The sequence below is a fragment of the Polyangium sorediatum genome (genome assembly GCF_029946465.1).
Taxonomy (GTDB): Bacteria; Myxococcota_A; Polyangia; order Polyangiales; family Polyangiaceae; genus Polyangium; species Polyangium fumosum.
Genome location: NZ_JARZHI010000010.1, coordinates 118,009 through 134,628, shown reverse-complemented (window position 1 = coordinate 134,628; position 16,620 = coordinate 118,009). Strand labels below are relative to the sequence as shown.

14 protein-coding genes are annotated in these 16,620 nt (G+C 67.8%); 7 read left to right on the top strand and 7 right to left on the bottom strand.

The features are described 5' to 3' along the window. Positions 1-9 precede the first annotated feature (9 nt). From sucC to QHF89_RS14650, 3 genes are all read left to right on the top strand, one after another. Positions 10-1,203 (top strand): ADP-forming succinate--CoA ligase subunit beta, encoded by a 1,194-nt coding sequence (gene sucC, locus QHF89_RS14660; protein ID WP_136966824.1) that lies wholly within the window; start codon positions 10-12, stop codon positions 1,201-1,203. Positions 1,204-1,243: 40 nt separating this feature from the next. Further along, the gene (gene sucD / locus QHF89_RS14655; protein WP_136928728.1) at positions 1,244-2,116 is read left to right on the top strand and encodes a succinate--CoA ligase subunit alpha; all 873 of its coding nucleotides are present in this window, start codon (positions 1,244-1,246) and stop codon (positions 2,114-2,116) included. A gap of 331 nt (positions 2,117-2,447) precedes the next feature. Continuing rightward, positions 2,448-4,214, top strand: a complete 1,767-nt coding sequence (locus QHF89_RS14650) for a GMC oxidoreductase (protein ID WP_136966823.1) — start codon at positions 2,448-2,450, stop codon at positions 4,212-4,214. A gap of 6 nt (positions 4,215-4,220) precedes the next feature. Here QHF89_RS14650 and QHF89_RS14645 read toward each other — a convergent pair whose 3' ends face one another. Together QHF89_RS14645 and pip are read right to left on the bottom strand one after the other, a co-directional pair. Next, positions 4,221-4,949, bottom strand: a complete 729-nt coding sequence (locus QHF89_RS14645) for a PP2C family serine/threonine-protein phosphatase (RefSeq protein WP_136966822.1) — start codon at positions 4,947-4,949, stop codon at positions 4,221-4,223. A 51-nt stretch (positions 4,950-5,000) separates the two neighbouring features. After that, positions 5,001-5,975, bottom strand: coding sequence for a prolyl aminopeptidase (pip, locus tag QHF89_RS14640; protein ID WP_136966821.1), 975 nt, complete (start codon positions 5,973-5,975; stop codon positions 5,001-5,003). 111 nt (positions 5,976-6,086) lie between these two features. On the opposite strand from pip, the gene QHF89_RS14635 reads away from it, so the two are divergent. Both QHF89_RS14635 and QHF89_RS14630 read left to right on the top strand, forming a co-directional pair. After that, positions 6,087-7,928: a hypothetical protein gene (locus QHF89_RS14635; RefSeq protein ID WP_136966820.1), complete on the top strand. Its 1,842-nt coding sequence runs from the start codon at positions 6,087-6,089 to the stop codon at positions 7,926-7,928. 291 nt (positions 7,929-8,219) lie between these two features. Next, positions 8,220-8,681, top strand: a complete 462-nt coding sequence (locus tag QHF89_RS14630) for a hypothetical protein (RefSeq protein WP_136966819.1) — start codon at positions 8,220-8,222, stop codon at positions 8,679-8,681. A gap of 71 nt (positions 8,682-8,752) precedes the next feature. On the opposite strand, the gene QHF89_RS14625 is transcribed toward QHF89_RS14630, so the two are convergent. Continuing rightward, complete coding sequence (locus QHF89_RS14625; RefSeq protein ID WP_136966818.1) at positions 8,753-9,442, bottom strand: ROK family protein; 690 nt, start codon at positions 9,440-9,442, stop codon at positions 8,753-8,755. Positions 9,443-9,474: 32 nt separating this feature from the next. Then, positions 9,475-10,872 carry a class II fumarate hydratase gene (gene fumC / locus QHF89_RS14620; protein WP_136966817.1) on the bottom strand — a complete coding sequence of 466 codons (1,398 nt, stop codon included), beginning with the start codon at positions 10,870-10,872 and terminating at the stop codon, positions 9,475-9,477. 101 nt (positions 10,873-10,973) lie between these two features. On the opposite strand from fumC, the gene QHF89_RS14615 reads away from it, so the two are divergent. Then, positions 10,974-11,969 carry a fatty acid desaturase family protein gene (locus tag QHF89_RS14615; RefSeq protein WP_284720489.1) on the top strand — a complete coding sequence of 332 codons (996 nt, stop codon included), beginning with the start codon at positions 10,974-10,976 and terminating at the stop codon, positions 11,967-11,969. A 7-nt stretch (positions 11,970-11,976) separates the two neighbouring features. On the opposite strand, the gene QHF89_RS14610 is transcribed toward QHF89_RS14615, so the two are convergent. Continuing rightward, complete coding sequence (locus tag QHF89_RS14610) at positions 11,977-12,426, bottom strand: hypothetical protein (protein ID WP_136966815.1); 450 nt, start codon at positions 12,424-12,426, stop codon at positions 11,977-11,979. Positions 12,427-12,691: 265 nt separating this feature from the next. On the opposite strand from QHF89_RS14610, the gene QHF89_RS14605 reads away from it, so the two are divergent. Beyond that, on the top strand, positions 12,692-13,624 hold the full coding sequence (locus QHF89_RS14605) for an RpnC/YadD family protein (protein ID WP_136966814.1): 933 nt from the start codon (positions 12,692-12,694) through the stop codon (positions 13,622-13,624). A 15-nt stretch (positions 13,625-13,639) separates the two neighbouring features. Here the strand turns inward: QHF89_RS14605 and QHF89_RS14600 are convergent, their stop codons facing one another. Then, positions 13,640-14,656, bottom strand: a complete 1,017-nt coding sequence (locus QHF89_RS14600; protein ID WP_136966813.1) for a formylglycine-generating enzyme family protein — start codon at positions 14,654-14,656, stop codon at positions 13,640-13,642. Next, complete coding sequence (locus QHF89_RS14595; RefSeq protein WP_284720488.1) at positions 14,653-16,557, bottom strand: M20/M25/M40 family metallo-hydrolase; 1,905 nt, start codon at positions 16,555-16,557, stop codon at positions 14,653-14,655. The genes QHF89_RS14600 and QHF89_RS14595 overlap by 4 nt, the downstream gene beginning before the upstream one ends. Positions 16,558-16,620: the final 63 nt, after the last annotated feature.

Sequence of the window (16,620 nt, the reverse complement as noted above, 5' to 3'; positions counted from 1 at the left end):
CGCCCTCGCATGAAAATCCACGAGTATCAAGCCAAGCAAATCTTCGCACGCTACGGGATCCCCGTGCCGAAGGGTGAGCCTGCCTTCTCCGTGGCGGAGGCGGAAGCCGCGGCGCAGCGCCTGATCGAGGCGACCGGGATCCCGGTGGTCGTCGTGAAAGCCCAGATCCACGCAGGCGGCCGCGGCAAAGGCGGCGGCGTGAAGGTCGCAAAGGGCGGCGTCGCCGAAGCACGCGCGCTCGCCGAGAAAATCCTCGGCATGCAGCTCATCACGGTGCAGACGGGCCCCGCCGGGCAGAAGGTCCGCAGGCTCTACATCGAGCAGGGCCTCGACATCGACCGCGAGATCTACCTCGCGCTCACGCTCGACCGCGACCGCCGCCGCATCGCCGTGATGGCCTCGCGGGAGGGCGGCATGGACATCGAGCAGGTCGCCCACGACACGCCCGAGAAGATCCACACGCTGCACGTCGACCCCGTGATCGGCCTCGCCCCCTACCAGGCCCGCAAGCTCGCGTTCGCGCTCGGGCTCGGGGCGAAGGAGCAGATGCGGCAGTTCACGAAGCTGCTCGACGGCCTCTACAAGTGCTTCCTCGCCGAGGACTGCTCGCTCGTCGAGGTGAACCCGCTCGTCGTGACGAAGAAGGGCGACATCGTCGCGCTCGACGGCAAGATGACGTTCGACGACAACGCCGAGATCCGCCACCCCGAGTGGGCGAATCTGCGCGACGCGGACGAGGAGGATCCGGTCGAGCTCGAGGCGAAGCAGGTGGGCATCTCGTACGTCTCGCTCGACGGCGACATCGGCTGTCTCGTGAACGGCGCGGGCCTCGCGATGGGCACGATGGACATCATCCTGCACTACGGCGGCAAGCCCGCGAACTTCCTCGACGTCGGCGGCGGCGCCACGCAGGAGCAGGTGAAGAAGGCGTTCCAGATGATCCTTCGCTCCGACAAGGTGAAGGGCGTCTTCGTCAACATCTTCGGCGGCATCATGCGCTGCGACGTGGTCGCGGCGGGTATCGTCGCAGCGACGAAGGAGCTCGGTTTGTCGGTGCCGCTCGTGGTGCGGCTCGAAGGCACGAACGTCGAGGCGGGTCGCAAGATCCTCGACGAGAGTGGCCTGAAAATCGAGAGCGCTTCTTCCATGGGCGACGGCGCGCAAAAGATCGTCGCCGCGGTAAAACCGGGCGCCGCGGCCTGATGCCGGGGATGATTTTCGTCACGAAAAGGAACCAGTTGCGATGAGCATTCTCGTCAACAAGGACACGCGGGTCGTCATCCAAGGCATCACCGGGGAGTACGGCTCGCAGCACGCCCGCGCCTGCCTCGCGTACGGCACGAAGATCGTCGCCGGCGTCACGCCCGGCCGCGGCGGCCAGCGATTCGAGGACAAGGTCCCGATGTTCGACACGGTGGAAGAAGCCGTGAAGAAAGAGGGCGCCGACGTCTCCTGCATCTTCGTCCCGCCCGTGGGCGCTGCCGACGCGATCGTCGAGGCCGCGGACGCCGGCTGTCGGCTCGTCATCTGCATCACGGAGGGCATTCCGGTGCTCGACATGGTGAAGGTGCGCCGGTACCTCGAAGGCAAGCCGACGCGCCTCATCGGGCCGAACTGCCCCGGCATCATCACGCCCGAGGAATGCAAGATCGGCATCATGCCGGGGCATATCCACAAGAAGGGCCATATCGGCGTTCTGTCGAAGTCGGGCACGCTCACGTACGAGGCGGTCGGTCAGCTCACGGCGCTGGGCATTGGCCAGTCGTCGTGCGTGGGTATCGGCGGCGACCCGGTCGCGGGCATGGACTTCATCGACGTGCTCGAGCTCTTCAATGAGGACCCGGACACGCACGGCGTGATCATGATCGGCGAGATCGGCGGCGGCGCGGAGCAGAAGGCCGCGGCGTGGATCAAGGCGAACATGAAGAAGCCCGTGGCGGCGCTGATCGCGGGGCGCGCCGCGCCTCCCGGCAAGCGCATGGGCCACGCGGGCGCCATCATCTCGGGCGGCAAGGGCACGGCAGACGAGAAAATCGCTGCGCTCGAAGACGCCGGCGTGAAGGTCGCCCCGACCCCGGCCGACATGGCCGCGACGCTCGTCAGCCTGATGAAGTAATCGCCCTCGGGGGCCCTTCCCAGGGCCCCTGGCTCCTCCCCTCCCATCTCCCTTGCTCCCGGATCGCAGCGCGCGAGATTGCGTGCGCTTGCCGAGCCGCGCGAGAAACGTCCACGACACACGCTGTGGAGATCGCGCTGATTTCGCGAAGCAAGCGCGATCAAAAGCCTTGACGTGGGAAGGTGCCTGACGTTGCATGGTTCGTACGCTCGCACCCCGAGCACCCGACGAACGAATCTTGCGTCGGCGAAGTCGCGGGGCCGAGCGTGGGCTCGGATGACCGAGCTCCAGGGGGCGACCGTCCTATTTTCGAACGAAAGGTGGAGAAGCCATGAGCGCTGCTTCGTCATCTCCCAATTTCAATTATGGATACCCGACACCCGGCCCGCAGACTCCCAGCGGGCAGCAGGTGATGAATCACGTTTTTTTCCTCTCCGAGACGGGCTGGAAGCGGGCGCGCGAGGAGGAGACGTTCGATTACATCATCATCGGCAGCGGCTTCTGCGCGCTGGCGTTCGCCGAGCGCACGCTCAGCAAGAACCCCCACGCGAAGATCCTGATCATCGAGCGCGGCTCGTTTTTCCTCCCGCAGCACTTCCAGAACCTGCCCATCTCCTACCAGCGCACCCTGGGAGGTCTCTCCGAGACCTTCCCCTGGACCCTGTCGGCCAATACCGTGAACCAGCCCCCGGGCAACATCCAGTTTCAGCACGGAATGGTGCCCTTCTTCGGCGGTCGCAGCACCCTGTGGAGCGCGTGGTGCCCCCGCCCCACGCGCGAGGAAATGGCGGGCTGGCCGGAGGAGGTCATTCGAACGGCAAACGAATACTTCGGAGAGGCCGAGAAGCTGCTCAACGTCGTCCCCGCCGACGAGATCGACAAGAATCTCGACGAACCCAAGCTCAAGCAGAAGGTCGCCCAGAGCCGCCCGGTCTACTCCAAGTTGCAACAAGAGCTGCAGAAGATGCTGAAGGAGAACCGGCGCAAGGTCTCGTCGTTGACGCGCTTCATGGCGGCGCCGTTGGCGGTCGGGGCCGGCGTGCAAGAGGGCCTCGACTTCGCGAAATTCTCGACGCCTGCGCCGCTGCTCAACCTGATCGACCGTCAGGCGAGGCTCGCCGCGAAGGGCGAAGGCAGCCCGCTGCACATCGCGACCGACTGCGTGGTCAACCGGATTCTCCAGCAGAATTTCATCAAAGATGGGCAAACGGAGCACCACGCCACCGCGCTCGAGACCTCCCGCGGGGTCGTGAATGTGGGCCACGCGAAGGTGATCCTGGCCATGGGGACGCTTCCGGCGACGACGCTGGTGCTCAATTCGTTCCCGCAGGTCGAGAAGGCAGGCACGCGCTTCACCTCGCACTTCATCACCTCGGTGATCGCGCGTATCCCCCGGAACGCCTACGCCTTCGGCGACAAGCTCGAGCAGCTCGAGCTCGCGGCGATCTACGTCGCGGGAGAGAACCCGAAGAGCAAGATGCAGTACCATATTCAGCTCTCGGTGCTCTCCGACAAGAACCCGGAGCAATACGCCGAAAAGGCAGCGCGCTACATGCCGGACGTCGTGGCGACGGCGTCGCAGGCGCAGCTCGCGACATCGCAGGATCACCTGGTCTTCGTATGCGCCGTGCTGGGCGAGATCGACGGCAACAACCCGCAGAACTTCTTCCGTCCCAATGGCGAGTCGGATCCCACCACGAACGTGACCTTGCAGGTGCTGGCCAACGACACGGACCGGGAGACGTGGAACACGATGGATGAGGGGACGTTCCAGCTCCTCGAAGGCGCGCTGTTTCCCCCGGGTGCAAAGAACAAGGGGATCGAGTACTGGCACGGCGATCCCAACAAGGGCGAATGGACGAAGGAGCGGCCCAGCATCACGGAGCGCCGCGTGCCCGGCCTCGTCCACGAGGGCTCCACCATGTGGATCGGCAAAGGCAAGGAGGGCGTGGTGGACCTGAACTACAAGCTCAACGGCGTCGAAAACGTGTACGTGACGGGCGGCAGCCTCTGGCCGGTCAGCGGGTCGTGGAACCCGACCCTGACGATGGTCGCGCTCACGCAGGACCTCGCCGACCATCTGGCCAAGAAGCCCTAACAAAACTCAGGGAAACCGGCTCCGCCGCCTCCGCGAAGGCACGCCCGAGCTCCGCTTCGCGCCTCCCGTGAGGATCCGGCGCGGGTACATCGAGATACGCTTTCGCGCCACCGGGTTCGGCGGCAACAACGAAATCGCCACCGCGGCGACGTCCGCCTCGTTCGCCGCCTGCCGCACCGCCCCGAGGCCTCCGTCGAGGAAACGGCGCACGAGGTCCTCCATGGCCTCGTCCGCGCCGGACGCGAGCAACCCGTCCGTGAACAGAAGCAGATGCCGCACGCCCGCGAGCTTGCGCTCCCCCGCGCGCATGAACGCCTCGGCCGAAGGCTCGCCGGAGAGCACGTGCGCGTCCTCGGGCGCGAGGCGCTCGAACGAGCCATCCGCCCGGACCACGACGACCTGGCTCCGGCCGACCATCACCCACTCGAACGTGTCCTTCGCCATCCGCACCACGGCCGCCGCGCTGCCCGTTTGCGCCCCGCCCTGGGCCCGCGCCGCGCCGATGCGCCGATTCGCCTCCTGACACAGCTCCGCGAGCGGCGCGCGTGTCCGCTCGCCGAACACCTCGCTCGCGATCGTCCCGCTCCGCCCCCCGTCGAACACGCCGTACACGTGCCCCGACACGAGCAGCACGTCCTCGTTCGTCGCCTCGCCCGGGGCACCGGAAGACGCGGCCGCTTCGAACAGCGTCTCGACCGTCATGGCCAGCGCTCTCCGGGGGGCCTTTCGCTTCATGGCCTTTCCATCCAACCAGGCTCGCGGCTTTCCGTCAATCGCCGGGCACGCTCACTTCTTGCTGCGAAAACCGTCCGTCGCCGTGACGAGCTCGTGGATGATTCCAGGCTCGAACGCCGAGTGCCCCGCGTCGGGCACGAGACGAAGGTTTGCCTCGGGAAAGGCGCGGTGCAGATCCCACGCGCTCTTCGCGGGACAAACCACGTCGTAGCGCCCCTGCACGAGGACGGTGGGGATGTGGCGAATGCGGCCCACGTCCGTGAGGAGCTGCCCGTCGTGCTCGAAGAACCCGCGGTTCACGAAGTAATGGCATTCGATACGGGCGAATGCGTCGGCGAACGTGTCGCCCGCGCAGCGCGCGATGTAATCGTGGTTCTGGAAGAGGAAGCTCGTGCTGCCCTCCCACACGCTCCACGCGCGCGCCGCGGCTTGCCGCACGGCCGGATCGTCGCTCGTGAGGCGCCGATGATACGCGGCCACGAGATCCCCCCGCTCCGCCTCGGGGATCGCGGCGAGGTACACCTCCCAGGCGTCGGGGAAAAACGCGCCCGCGCCGGTGTCCTGGTAAAACCAGTCGATCTCCCACTTGCGCAAAAGGAAGATCCCCCGGAGCACGAGCTCCGTGACGCGCTCGGGGTGCTTCTCCGCGTAGGCGAGGGCGAGCGTCGAGCCCCACGAGCCGCCGAAGACCTGCCAGCGCTCGATCCCGAGGTGCTCGCGCAGCCGCTCGATGTCCGAGACCAGGTGCCAGGTCGTATTGTCGTCGAGCGACGCGTGGGGCGTGCTCTTGCCGCAGCCGCGCTGGTCGAAGAGGACGATGCGGTAATGGGCCGGATCGAAGAACCGCCGCTGCTTCGCGTCGCTGCCGCCGCCGGGCCCGCCGTGCAGGAAGACGACGGGTTTTCCGGTGGGATTGCCGGACTCCTCGAAATAAAGCTCGTGCACGTCGGAGACGCGCAGGCGCCCGGTGCGGAAGGGCTCGATTTCGGGGTAGAGGGGTCTGCGAATGGGGAGGGATCCGGCCATGGGCGCGCGAGCTTGCCAGACGGACCCACGCCTGTCCATCGGGGGAATCTTCCGGAATCATCAGAACGCGTGGTATGTCTCGGGCCGCCCTGGGAGGGAGAACACTCCATCATGAACGAACCCATTTCCTCGCACGCGGCCGATCACGAGCCGCCGCCGCCCGAGCCCATCGACGAGCTCGTGGAAGACCGCAAGAAGCGCTCGCGCCGGCTCCTCACGTTCGGGGCGCTCGCCGTCGTCCTCGGAGGCGGCGGGATCTTCGGGCTGCTCCGGTATCAGGACGCGCAGAACACGAAGGCGATCGCCGAGGCATGGAGCGCGTTCGCCACGTGCACGATCGGCGCCGAGCTCGACGAGAAGGAGCCCGCGAGCCAGCGCTTCCGGCGCGTGCAGCTCGAAGCGATGACGATGACGGACGCCGAGCGGATGACGCCAGGCGTGGACAAACCCTGGCCGGCCGCGTGCGCGCCGCTCGGCCACGCCGTCGCCGAGGTGTGGAAGAGCGCGGGGCGCACCGAGGCAGGCGGCAAGGACCTCGGCGCCGCGGCCGAAGGCCTGGCGAAATCCCTCGGCGAGCCGACGGCGCGCATGGGCGACCTCTCCGAGGCGATCGACGAGGCCTTCACGCAGGCCAAGAAAGCCGGCGTGCAGCGCGTCGTGGTCGAGAAGGGCCCGCGCGCACCCGAGCCCGTGCGTCCGCTCGACGCCACGCGCCTCGACGAGCTCAGCGAGCCGCTCTCGCGCACCGCGTTCACGTTCAAGGCGGCCTACACGGACGCGCATCCGGCCGGCGTGATGCGACTGCTCATCGAGGAGAAGGGCGTGGACAAGGCGCCGTTCCTCTGCACGTTCGCCGCGAAGGACGCGAAGGCCACGTGCAAATCGCTGCCGGGCTCGATGCCGAAGGGCCACGGCCTGCGCCTCTGGGGCACGGCCGACGACGACTCCGCGCCGCTCGTCTTCGCGGGCGAGCGTGGCCAGGCCGGCATTTTCCGCGCGGACAGCGGCGACAAGATCGACGCCATGTACAGCTATGGCGGCTATGCCAAGAAGGACGGCGCGGCCGCGGCGCTCGGGTTCGAAGAGAAGACGAAGGACCTCCTGCTGACGCGCAGGCCCGCCGGCGGCGCGCCCGGACGCACCAAGCTCGAGCCTGATTTCCGCGTCGGCAATTATTATTACTCGACGCAGATCCTCTGGGACCACCTCATCCTGCGCGGCGTGACCAAGCAGAACGAGCGCCGCCTCTTCGTCTCGCCGTATGGCCTCGCGGGCCAGGCCGAGCCTTCGTTCGCCGACGTCGGGGAACTGCCCGAGCCGGGCCTCGTCGAGGGCGGCGCGGACGAATCCCCGCACATCGGCGGCTGCCGGTCGTCCCAGGCCATGGTCGTCCGCGTGAAGGGCTACGACAACGATTTCATGAGCTTCCTCGTCGGCGGCAAGTGGAGCCCGCCGATGTCGCCCACGGTCAGCGACGGCGTGCTCTCCTGCCACGGCACCGAGGCCGTGGTCACGCGGCTCTACCCGGGCGGCCCGGACAAAGGCTGGGCCACGAAAATCGCGCAGAGCCAGTGCACGACCGCCGGCTGCCGCGTGCACGACATCACGTTCGACAAGATCCTGAAGGGCCAATATGAGTTTGGCCCGCGCGAGCGGAAAGTCGACGCGGTCGACGTCGACGGAAAGCTGCTCGTCGTGTGGGCGGCCGGCGAGCGTGGCGGCGTGCGCATGCGTTATGCCAAGGCCGAAGACATCGAGCGCGCGGACGACGCGATCCTCTATGACGACCTCTACAAGGACGGCCAGGTCCAGAAGCTCTCGACGCTCTTCGACCTGCGGCTCTTCTCCCGCGAGGGATTCGCGATCCTGCTCCTCTCGACGGTGACGGGCGTGTATGCGCTACGCTTCGACCCCGCGGGCGCGATGACGCCGGTCGACGTCACCTGGGAGTGACGCCGCCACGCGGCATGCCCCCCAACGTACCCCTCATTTCTGCCGCCTTGTGTCACGTCCGGGCGGGGCAAGCAGCCACCTGAGGAAGGGCCGTAGGCACGTCGGGCCCCTCCTCGGGCGAGCGGGTCGGGATGCGACCGCGCGCTGGAAAATGCCGCCCGCGTGAGGAGACCCTCTTTTCACTGTCGCTGGCACTCGCTATATTCGTGTTTGCCATTGGATTCGGGGGCGGTTCGCCGCCTCCCACGGTCACCGGCGCGCGCGCGGCGTGCGTCCATGGAGGAGCGTGCGATGGGAGCTTGCACGAAGGTGCTGGGAGCGGTCGTCGCGATCGGGATCGCGCTCGGCACGCCTGCTTTGGCTTGGGCACAGGCGCCGCTGGCGCCGCTCTCGGCAGGGAGCCAGCCCTGGCAGCCCGCCTCGGAAATCACACCGGCCGCCCCGTTCGGGGATGGCTACCGCCGCGTCTTGCTCGATACGTTCGAGGCATTCGAGGCGTTCGCGGATCTCACGCGTTATGGCGCACCGCCCGCCCTCACGCCGGCCGTACAGGTGAGCGTCCCCTCGCAATTGTGGGGCGCGGATATGCGGACGTTCATCCCGCAGAGCCCCGAGCAGCCCACGCTTTACGTGGGACCTGCGCGGGCCCAGCTCATGCCCATCGAGACCGCCTCGACGGTGGTGGCCGAGGCACGCGGCATGCAGGGCGTGCTCGTGGGCTTTCAGCTCGAACTGCCCTGGATGATTCCGTAGGGGATCCCAAAGGCTTCTGGTCGCCGGGCGCGCGTGGTGATCCCCCTGGCCACGCGCGCCCGGTCTTTCTTTCAGACCGACCAGAGCCGCACGCCGCCGCGCAGGCCCATCACGTTGTCGATGAGCACGACATCACTCGGCAGCCCCTCGGCCTCCACGTGCCGCGCGTTGCCGCCGCCGAGGTAGAGCTTGCGGTGATTGAAAATGGGGGCGATCTGGGCGATCACCCCCCGGACGCGCGTGTTCCACCGGCGCTTGCCGACCTTCTTCCGCACCTCGTTGCTGATCCGATCCTCGTACTTCTGGCGCTTGCGGAACGGGTGATGCCCGAGCTCGATGTTCGGCACGTAATGCCCGTCCACGTAGAGCGCGAAGCCCATCCCCGTGCCGAGCGTGATCAGGATCTCGGTCCCGCGCCCCTCGATGACCCCGAACCCGTGCAGCCCCGCGTCGTTGATCACCCGGGCCGGCTTCCCCGTGCGCCGCTCGATCTCCTTCGCGAGCGGAAAACCGGCCCAGGCCGCGTCGAGGTGCGGCGCGGTGCGCGTCGTCCCCTCCGTCACCACGCCGGGGAACCCCACCGACACCCGATCGAAGTCGCCGAGCCCGCGGATCAGCTCGGCGATCGCGGCGAGCACCGCCTCAGGATCGGCGGGCGCGGGCGTGCGGACGCGGACCCGCTCGGTGAGCGCGTTTCCCTCGCCGTCGAGGACCCTTCCCTTGAGACCCGTGCCTCCGATGTCGAGGACCAACGTACGCATGCCCTCATCGTCCCAGAGGCCGTTCGGCGTGGCTAGATCGATTTGTTCGGGCCGATCATGAGCTCTGGCCGCACGATCGCGTCGAAATCCGCACCCGTGAGCAGCCCGAGCGCGAGCGCCGCCTCGCGCAACGTCGTCCCCTCGGCGTGCGCTTTTTTCGCGATACGCGCCGCCGCGTCGTAGCCGAGGCGCGGCGCGAGCGCGGTCACGAGCATCAGGCTCTTCTGGAGGTTCTCGGTGATCCGGGCGCGGTTCGGCTCGATCCCGCGCGCGCAGTGCTCCTCGAACGAGGCCATCGCGTCGCCGAGCAGCCGGATCGACTGGAGCGTCGCGTGCAGGAGGAGGGGCTTCATCACGTTGAGCTCGAAGGTTCCGCCCGCGCCTGCGATCCCCACGGCGACGTCGTTCCCTTGCACCATGGCCGCGACCATGATCACGGCCTCGCTTTGCGTCGGGTTCACCTTGCCCGGCATGATCGAGCTGCCGGGCTCGTTCTCGGGGATCGTGATCTCGCCGAGCCCTGCGCGCGGCCCGCTCGACAACCACCGCACGTCGTTCGCGATCTTCGTCAGGCTCGCGGCGAGCGTCTTCAGCGCGCCGTGGGCGAACACGATCGCCTCGTGCCCGGCGAGCGCCTGGAACTTGTTCGGCGCGGGCACGAACGGTAAGCCCGCGAGCGCAGCGATCTTCGCGACCGCGCGCGTGGCGAACTCCGGATGCGTGTTGAGCCCCGTCCCGACCGCGGTCCCGCCGAGCGCGAGCTCGTAGAGCGGCGAAAGCGCCCGCTCGATCATCCCCTTGGCTTGATCGAGCTGCGCGACCCAGCCCGAGATCTCCTGCCCGAGCGTGAGCGGCGTCGCGTCTTGCAGGTGCGTCCTTCCGATCTTCACGACCTCCGCGCACGCCTCGGCTTTCCGGGCGAGCGTCGCGCGCAGCGTGGCGAGCTTCGGCAGGAGGGCGGCCGTGATCTCGGACGCGATCGCGACGTGCATCGCGGTCGGAAACACGTCGTTCGAGCTTTGCCCGAGGTTCACGTGATCGTTCGGGTGGATCGGCTTCTTCGAGCCGAGCACGCCGCCGCTCGCCTCGATGGCGCGGTTCGCGATGACCTCGTTCGCGTTCATGTTCGTCTGCGTCCCGCTGCCGGTCTGCCAGATCGAGAGCGGAAAATGCGCGTCGTGCTGGCCTGCGATCACCTCGTCGGCGGCGGCCACGATCCAACGCGATTCCTGCGGCCCGAGCAGCCCGAGCTCGGCGTTCGTGAGCGCGGCGGCCTTCTTCACGAGGCCGAGGGCGCGGAGGAAGGGCCTCGGGAAGCGCTCGGCGCCGATCGCGAAGTGGTGCAGCGAGCGCTCCGTCTGCGCGCCCCAGTAGCGGGAGGCTTCGACCTCGATGGGTCCGAACGTGTCGGTCTCGATGCGCGTCGTCATGCCGCTGGCTTAGCAGCGTCCGCGCTTGTCATCTGTCCCGATCTTTGCCACCTTCCGCCCCCGACGATTCTTACGTGGAGTGAGTGATGGCTGGACAGGGCATGGACGCGGTACCCCGGGAGATCTTGCGCGCGGCCTACGAGCGCAAGCCGATCTACCTGCTCAAGATCCCGCTGCATTATGGTCTCTGGGCGGGCCTCGCGTGGGTCCTCTACGCGACGCAGCATCACCGCTTCGCGATCCCGATCGGCATCGTGGTCGCGTGGACGATCGCGAACCTGATCCGCGGGCTCGGGGCGGCGGGGCACGACGCCGTGCACGGAAACCTCTCGCGATCGAAGACGATCTCGTACCTGCTCGCGCTCTTGTGCTGGTCGCCCTCGGGGTTTCCGGTGACGCTTTACGCGAACTATCACCTGCACCATCACAAGATCACGAACACGTACCCCGACGTCGACAACGTCGTGGTCACCGATTACACGAAACATCCCACGCTGGCGAAGATCTTCCTCTTCGTCGTCTACACGTTCGCGTACCCGTTCTATTTCCTCGGGCAGATGCTGAAGTTCTACATGAAGCGCCTCACGCCGGCGCTCCAGCTACGGACGCATCTCGAGACGATCGGCTACTTCTCGCTCGTGGGCCTGGCGGCCTGGTACATGCCGTTTCAGGTATGGTTCTTCTGCTTCGCCCTGCCCTTCATTTTCGGGGCGATCCTCGCCAGCGTGACGTCGATGATCGAGCATTTCGAGATGCCGGCGACAGACGACGACGCGTACAGCTCACGCACCTACGGGACGAAGAGCGATTTCCTCAATTTCTTGTGGAACAACGTCACGTATCACAACGAGCACCACAAGTACCCGGGGATCCCGTTCTACAACCTGAAGAGCTTCCACCACGCCGCATATCCCTATTACGACGAGCGGGTGAAGGCCGAATGCTACGGCTCGGTGCTTGGCCCGACGTTCATGCTCTGGGGCCGGATCGTGAAGCTCGACGTCGACAAGCTCGAGGCGAAGTACCAGGACCTCGACAAGCAAAAAGAGCGTGAGAAGATGCTCGCCGTGCAGGGCATTCAGCCCGGCGCGGCCTGACCTGCCTTCACGGGCTGCCGGGCACGCAGATCGCCGTCGGCCCGCCCGCCCCCAGACACGAAAATCCCGGATTGCAATCCTGCGCTGAGCCACAGGGCATCGCGCAGCGTCCGACCTGCGTATTGCAACGATGACCGCCGCACACGATCGCGGTGGCCTCGGAGCACAAGGGGGAGAGCGCGCTCGGCGGGGGCGTGGTGCCTGTCGGCGCGGCTTGTGGCTGCCCGTATCCCGCGACCTGACCTTGGGGCGTGGTGCCATAAGGCGTCGACGGTCCGTACGAGACCTGCTGTCCGGCGACGGTCCCTTGCCCGGGCATGGGCGCGTACGCGTTGCCGCCCTCGACCGTCGGGGGCGAGCCGTCGGCCTGGCTACCGCCGCACGCCGCGAAGAAGAGCACCGCCGCGAGCCCGAGCCCGCCGCGAAAGCCGTGCTGCCCACGATGTCCTAGCCCCATGCCCGAAGCCTAGCGGAGACGAGGGCGGGTGGAAAACCCGAACGAGAGGCGGGGGCGTGCTCGACGCGGTGGGTCAAGATGCGGGGATCGTGGCCGCCGGGCTGTGCTGGGGACGGAGAAGGGGCTACCTGCGTGGGGGTGTGTCGACGCGCGTTTTCATTTCACAAATCGACTGCGCAGGCATCACATTTCTCGACAAACGTTTTTCTTGACGGATCCATCGGACAAACGTAAGCGTTGCGCAGCCGTCCAGGAAGGAGGTTCGATGAACGATTCCGTGGAAGAGAACGACAGCGTCGACCTGATCCTCCGCCACGTCTCGCACCGTTTTCCCGAGGACCTCGCGCGGGGCTTGCTTGGCGTGAAGGGCCCGCTCTCGGCGACCGTCCTCGAAACGCAGATTGCCTCGCGCCATCGCGAGCTCGACCGCACGCTCGATGTCGAGGTGAAGGGCGAGCGGAGGCTGCTCCACCTCGAATGGCAGGGCGACATGCCTGCAAATATGCCGTTCCGGAGCTACGAGTACCAGTCGTTGATGGCGCTCGCCGTGGCGGCCGAGAGCCGCGCGGGCTCGCAGCTCGTGCCGCCGATCGAGAGCGTGGTCGTGCTCCTGGGAGGCCGAGCGGAGCCCTGGCCACCGCATGGTTCGTACCGCCTCTCGCCCCCAGATGCGCCGTTCTCGGGGGTGCATTTTCGCATCGAGCCCGTGTATCAGCGGACCGTCGCCGAGCTCGCGGCGCGCGGCCCCTTCTGGCTCATCTTCGCGCCGCTCGCGTTGGATGCGGACGAGCCCTGCATTCGGCGGGTCATGGAGGATCTCCGGGCGCAGGTATCGCCCGAGGCATTCGAGGAGCTCGGGGTGGCGATGGCGGTCCTCGCGGAAGCGGATCAGCGAGGCCGTGATCTCCGAAGTGTGGTAAGAACGATGTTACCCAGGGAGCTGGTGATGCAGAACTGGATTTACAAGGAAGGGTTGGAGGACGGTCGGCAGAAGGGTCGTGAGGAGGGCCTCCAGACGGGCCTCGCCCCGCTCGCGCATCAGTTCGAGCGCCGCCTCCGCCGCCCGCTCACACCGACCGAACGTGCGACGTTGGCCGAGCGGCTCCTTCAACAGGGCGCCGAGCGGCTGGGCGATGTCGTCCTCGATCTATCGCCCGAGGACCTCGCCACCTGGCTCGCCGCGACGAACGGGCACTGACGCCCGTCCGCTCCCTCACGTCCCCTCCGCCTCCTTGCAGCAGCGGAACCCCTCCTCGTAGCCGTAATCGTCTTCCTTGTGGAACCCCACCGTCGGCCGGCAGCGGCCGCGCACCGGGCCCCACCAGCCGCCTTTCAGGCCGCTCCGGTTCGGGTATTTCTGCTTCGGCCGCACCACCCATTCATTGATGTTGCCGTTCAGGTCGTACACCCCGAACGGCGACACGCAGCGCGGCATCGAGCCCGTCGGCAAGCGCTGGTCGAGCTTCTCCAGCTCGGCCTTGCACTCCGGGCGCTTCATGCACCGCTCGTACTTGAAGAGCTTCTTTTCGCGTTTTCGATAGGGTTTGTCGATGTTGCACGCCGTGGGGTCGCGCTCGTAGCCGTACGTGTACGGCAGCATCGCCTCGCCCTCGCAGGCGAAGTTGAACTCGGCCTCCGCGCAGAGCCGCTTTCCTTTCGCCTCGCAGAGCTTCTGCGCGTCGCCCCACGAGACCAGGAGCGCCGGCAGCTCGCCTTTCTGGTTTGGCCATTCATAACGGTCCATGCAGAACCGCATCGGCGTGCGCTTCTTCGAGAGGCACACCGACGGCTCCTCGTACCGCATGCAACGCTCGCTCACCGTGCTCGCCCCGGAGCCCTCGCCCTGCTCGGAAGCTTTTTTCTTCTTTGCCTGGTCCTTCTCGAATTCGTCGTGGTGCTCCGTGCACCTCTGCTGCACGAGCGGACAATACTCGCCAGCCACGAGCACCATGTCGCCCGGACAACCCTCGCTCGTCCCAGGCAGCGACGCAGACGCATCCGCAGACGCATCGGCGTCCGCGTCCGCGTCTGCATCCAGCGCTGCATCCGCGAGCGCGGCGTCGAGCTCGGCAGCCGCCTCCGCAGCTTCGATCGCGGCGTCCGCAGACGCGTCGGGCGCGGCCGGCGTGGAACCGCCCGAGCACGCGGGGGCCGTCGCCGAGGTGGCGAGCGCGACGCAGAAAAGGAAGCCGAGGCCCAGCCTCGACGACGTCGTGTACCGTTCGCTCATCGGCCCGGGGCGGGGATGATCTTCAGCGCCACGCGCTTGCCGTCGCGCTCGACCTCGACCGTGATCTCGCGACCCGGCTCCAGATCGCCGAGCGCGAAGGTATAGTCGTGCACGTTCGTGATCTCGTGTTTGTCGAGCTTCACGATGATGTCCCCCGCCTGCAGGCCCGCGCGCGCCGCGGGTGCGTCCGGACGCACGCCCGTGAGCTTCACGCCCTTGCCCTGCCACGCGTAGTCCGGGATCGAGCCGAGCGAGACGCGGAAGGCGCGCCCGCCGCCCCCGCCGCCACCCTTGTGCGGATCATGCGCCGCCGGCGCCTCCACGAACGCGAGACGCTCCGGGCGCTCCGCGACCGCTTGCGTGAGGCGCGCGGCGAGCGTCGCGGCGAGGTCGATGCCGCCCACATCGACCTTGTCGGCCGTGTCGCTCGGCTTGTGGTAGTCGTCGTGCACGCCCGTGAACAGGAACGCGACGGGCACACGCGCCGCCGTGAACGAGGCGTGATCACTCGCGCCGAACCCCTCGGCGCCGAGCTTCAGCGTGAGCGAGAGACCCGTGTTCGCCGCGTTCACGAGCTCCGGCCACGCCGCCGCCGTCCCCGTGCCGTCGACGACCAGCGTCCGGTCACGCATCCGCCCGACCATGTCCGCGTTGATCATCGCCGTCACCGAGCCGATCGGCACGGGCGGGTGCTCCACCCAGTGCCGCGAACCCAGCGTGCCGAGCTCCTCTGCGCCGAACGCGATGAACACGATGTTCCGCGCGGGCTTCTCGGCGAGCTTCGAGAAACGCCGCGCCACGTCGAGCAGGAGCGCCGTCCCCGAGGCATTGTCGTCCGCGCCGTGGTGAATCTCGCGCGAGCCCGGCGCGCGCGAGTGCGACGTGCCGCCCTTGCCGAGGTGATCGTAGTGCGCGCCGACGACGACGTACTCCTCGGCCGTCTTCGTCCCCGCGCGGGCAGGAAGCCGCGCGACCACGTTCCACGCGTCCGCGAACGTCGGCTCGATCCGCGTCGCCACAGAGAGCTCCGTGCCCGCGAGCGCCTTCGGCTTCACGGCGGCCTTCGGCGCGCTCACCGCGGCGTCGTCCCACTTGATCTCCGGGAACAACGCCTTCGCCGCGCTCCGCTTGATCACCACGGCGGGGATGCCCATCCCGCTCGCGTTCTCCGGCGCGGCCGGCAGCTCCTCGCCTGCGGCCACCACGATCGCCGCGACGGCCTTGTGCTCGCGGGCGGTGCGCAGCTTGTACCGCACGCTCTTGAAGTCGCGCAGCGCCTCGGCGTTCTTGCCGCCGGACTCGGGCTTCGGCGCGCCGTCCACGATCAGCGCCACCTTCCCGGCGATCTCCTTGCCCGCGTAGTCGTCCCACGACGCCGCGGGCGCCGTCACGCCGTGCCCGACGAACACGACCTCGCCCTTCGCCTCGCCCGTCTGCGCGCCTTCCGCCGTGATCACGTCGGCCGCTGCGGGCGTCTTCGCCGCCTTCTGCCCCTTCTTCGCGAGCGAGACCGTCGGCGCTTCGACCTTCGCGCCGACGCGCGCGGAAAACTTCTGCTTGAAGCTCTTCCCGCTCCCGTCCGCATCTCCGAACGCCTCGAGCCCGAGCTCGCGGAAGCGCTTCTCCACGTGCTCGGCGGCTTGCTGCGCGCCCGCATCGCCCGTGCCACGACCGGCGAACGCGTCCGACGCGAGTTGCTTCACGTCCGCGTCGATCCGCTGCGGATCCCCTTTTTCGATGGGGTTTTCCGCCTTCGGCGCCGCCGCTTGGGCCAGCTCCGGCGGCACGGGCGGCGGCGGGGTGACGGGCTCGGCCGCGGGGCCACAGGCGGCGAGCAGGGCGAGGAGGGACGCGTGGATCGCGAGGCGCCCACGCAGGCGCGGCAGGAGGGTCGGCTTCACGCCAACGCCTCTACCACGAACGGGGGTGCGGGGGCATAACTCGGCTTGTCCGAGCTATACCCC

Coding starts and splice junctions, on each gene's coding strand:
- sucC (WP_136966824.1), top strand. CDS start 10: ATGAAAATCCACGAGTATCAAGCCAAGCAAATCTTCGCACGCTACGGG.
- sucD (WP_136928728.1), top strand. CDS start 1,244: ATGAGCATTCTCGTCAACAAGGACACGCGGGTCGTCATCCAAGGCATC.
- QHF89_RS14650 (WP_136966823.1), top strand. CDS start 2,448: ATGAGCGCTGCTTCGTCATCTCCCAATTTCAATTATGGATACCCGACA.
- QHF89_RS14645 (WP_136966822.1), bottom strand. CDS start 4,949: ATGAAGCGAAAGGCCCCCCGGAGAGCGCTGGCCATGACGGTCGAGACG.
- pip (WP_136966821.1), bottom strand. CDS start 5,975: ATGGCCGGATCCCTCCCCATTCGCAGACCCCTCTACCCCGAAATCGAG.
- QHF89_RS14635 (WP_136966820.1), top strand. CDS start 6,087: ATGAACGAACCCATTTCCTCGCACGCGGCCGATCACGAGCCGCCGCCG.
- QHF89_RS14630 (WP_136966819.1), top strand. CDS start 8,220: ATGGGAGCTTGCACGAAGGTGCTGGGAGCGGTCGTCGCGATCGGGATC.
- QHF89_RS14625 (WP_136966818.1), bottom strand. CDS start 9,442: ATGCGTACGTTGGTCCTCGACATCGGAGGCACGGGTCTCAAGGGAAGG.
- fumC (WP_136966817.1), bottom strand. CDS start 10,872: ATGACGACGCGCATCGAGACCGACACGTTCGGACCCATCGAGGTCGAA.
- QHF89_RS14615 (WP_284720489.1), top strand. CDS start 10,974: ATGGACGCGGTACCCCGGGAGATCTTGCGCGCGGCCTACGAGCGCAAG.
- QHF89_RS14610 (WP_136966815.1), bottom strand. CDS start 12,426: ATGGGGCTAGGACATCGTGGGCAGCACGGCTTTCGCGGCGGGCTCGGG.
- QHF89_RS14605 (WP_136966814.1), top strand. CDS start 12,692: ATGAACGATTCCGTGGAAGAGAACGACAGCGTCGACCTGATCCTCCGC.
- QHF89_RS14600 (WP_136966813.1), bottom strand. CDS start 14,656: ATGAGCGAACGGTACACGACGTCGTCGAGGCTGGGCCTCGGCTTCCTT.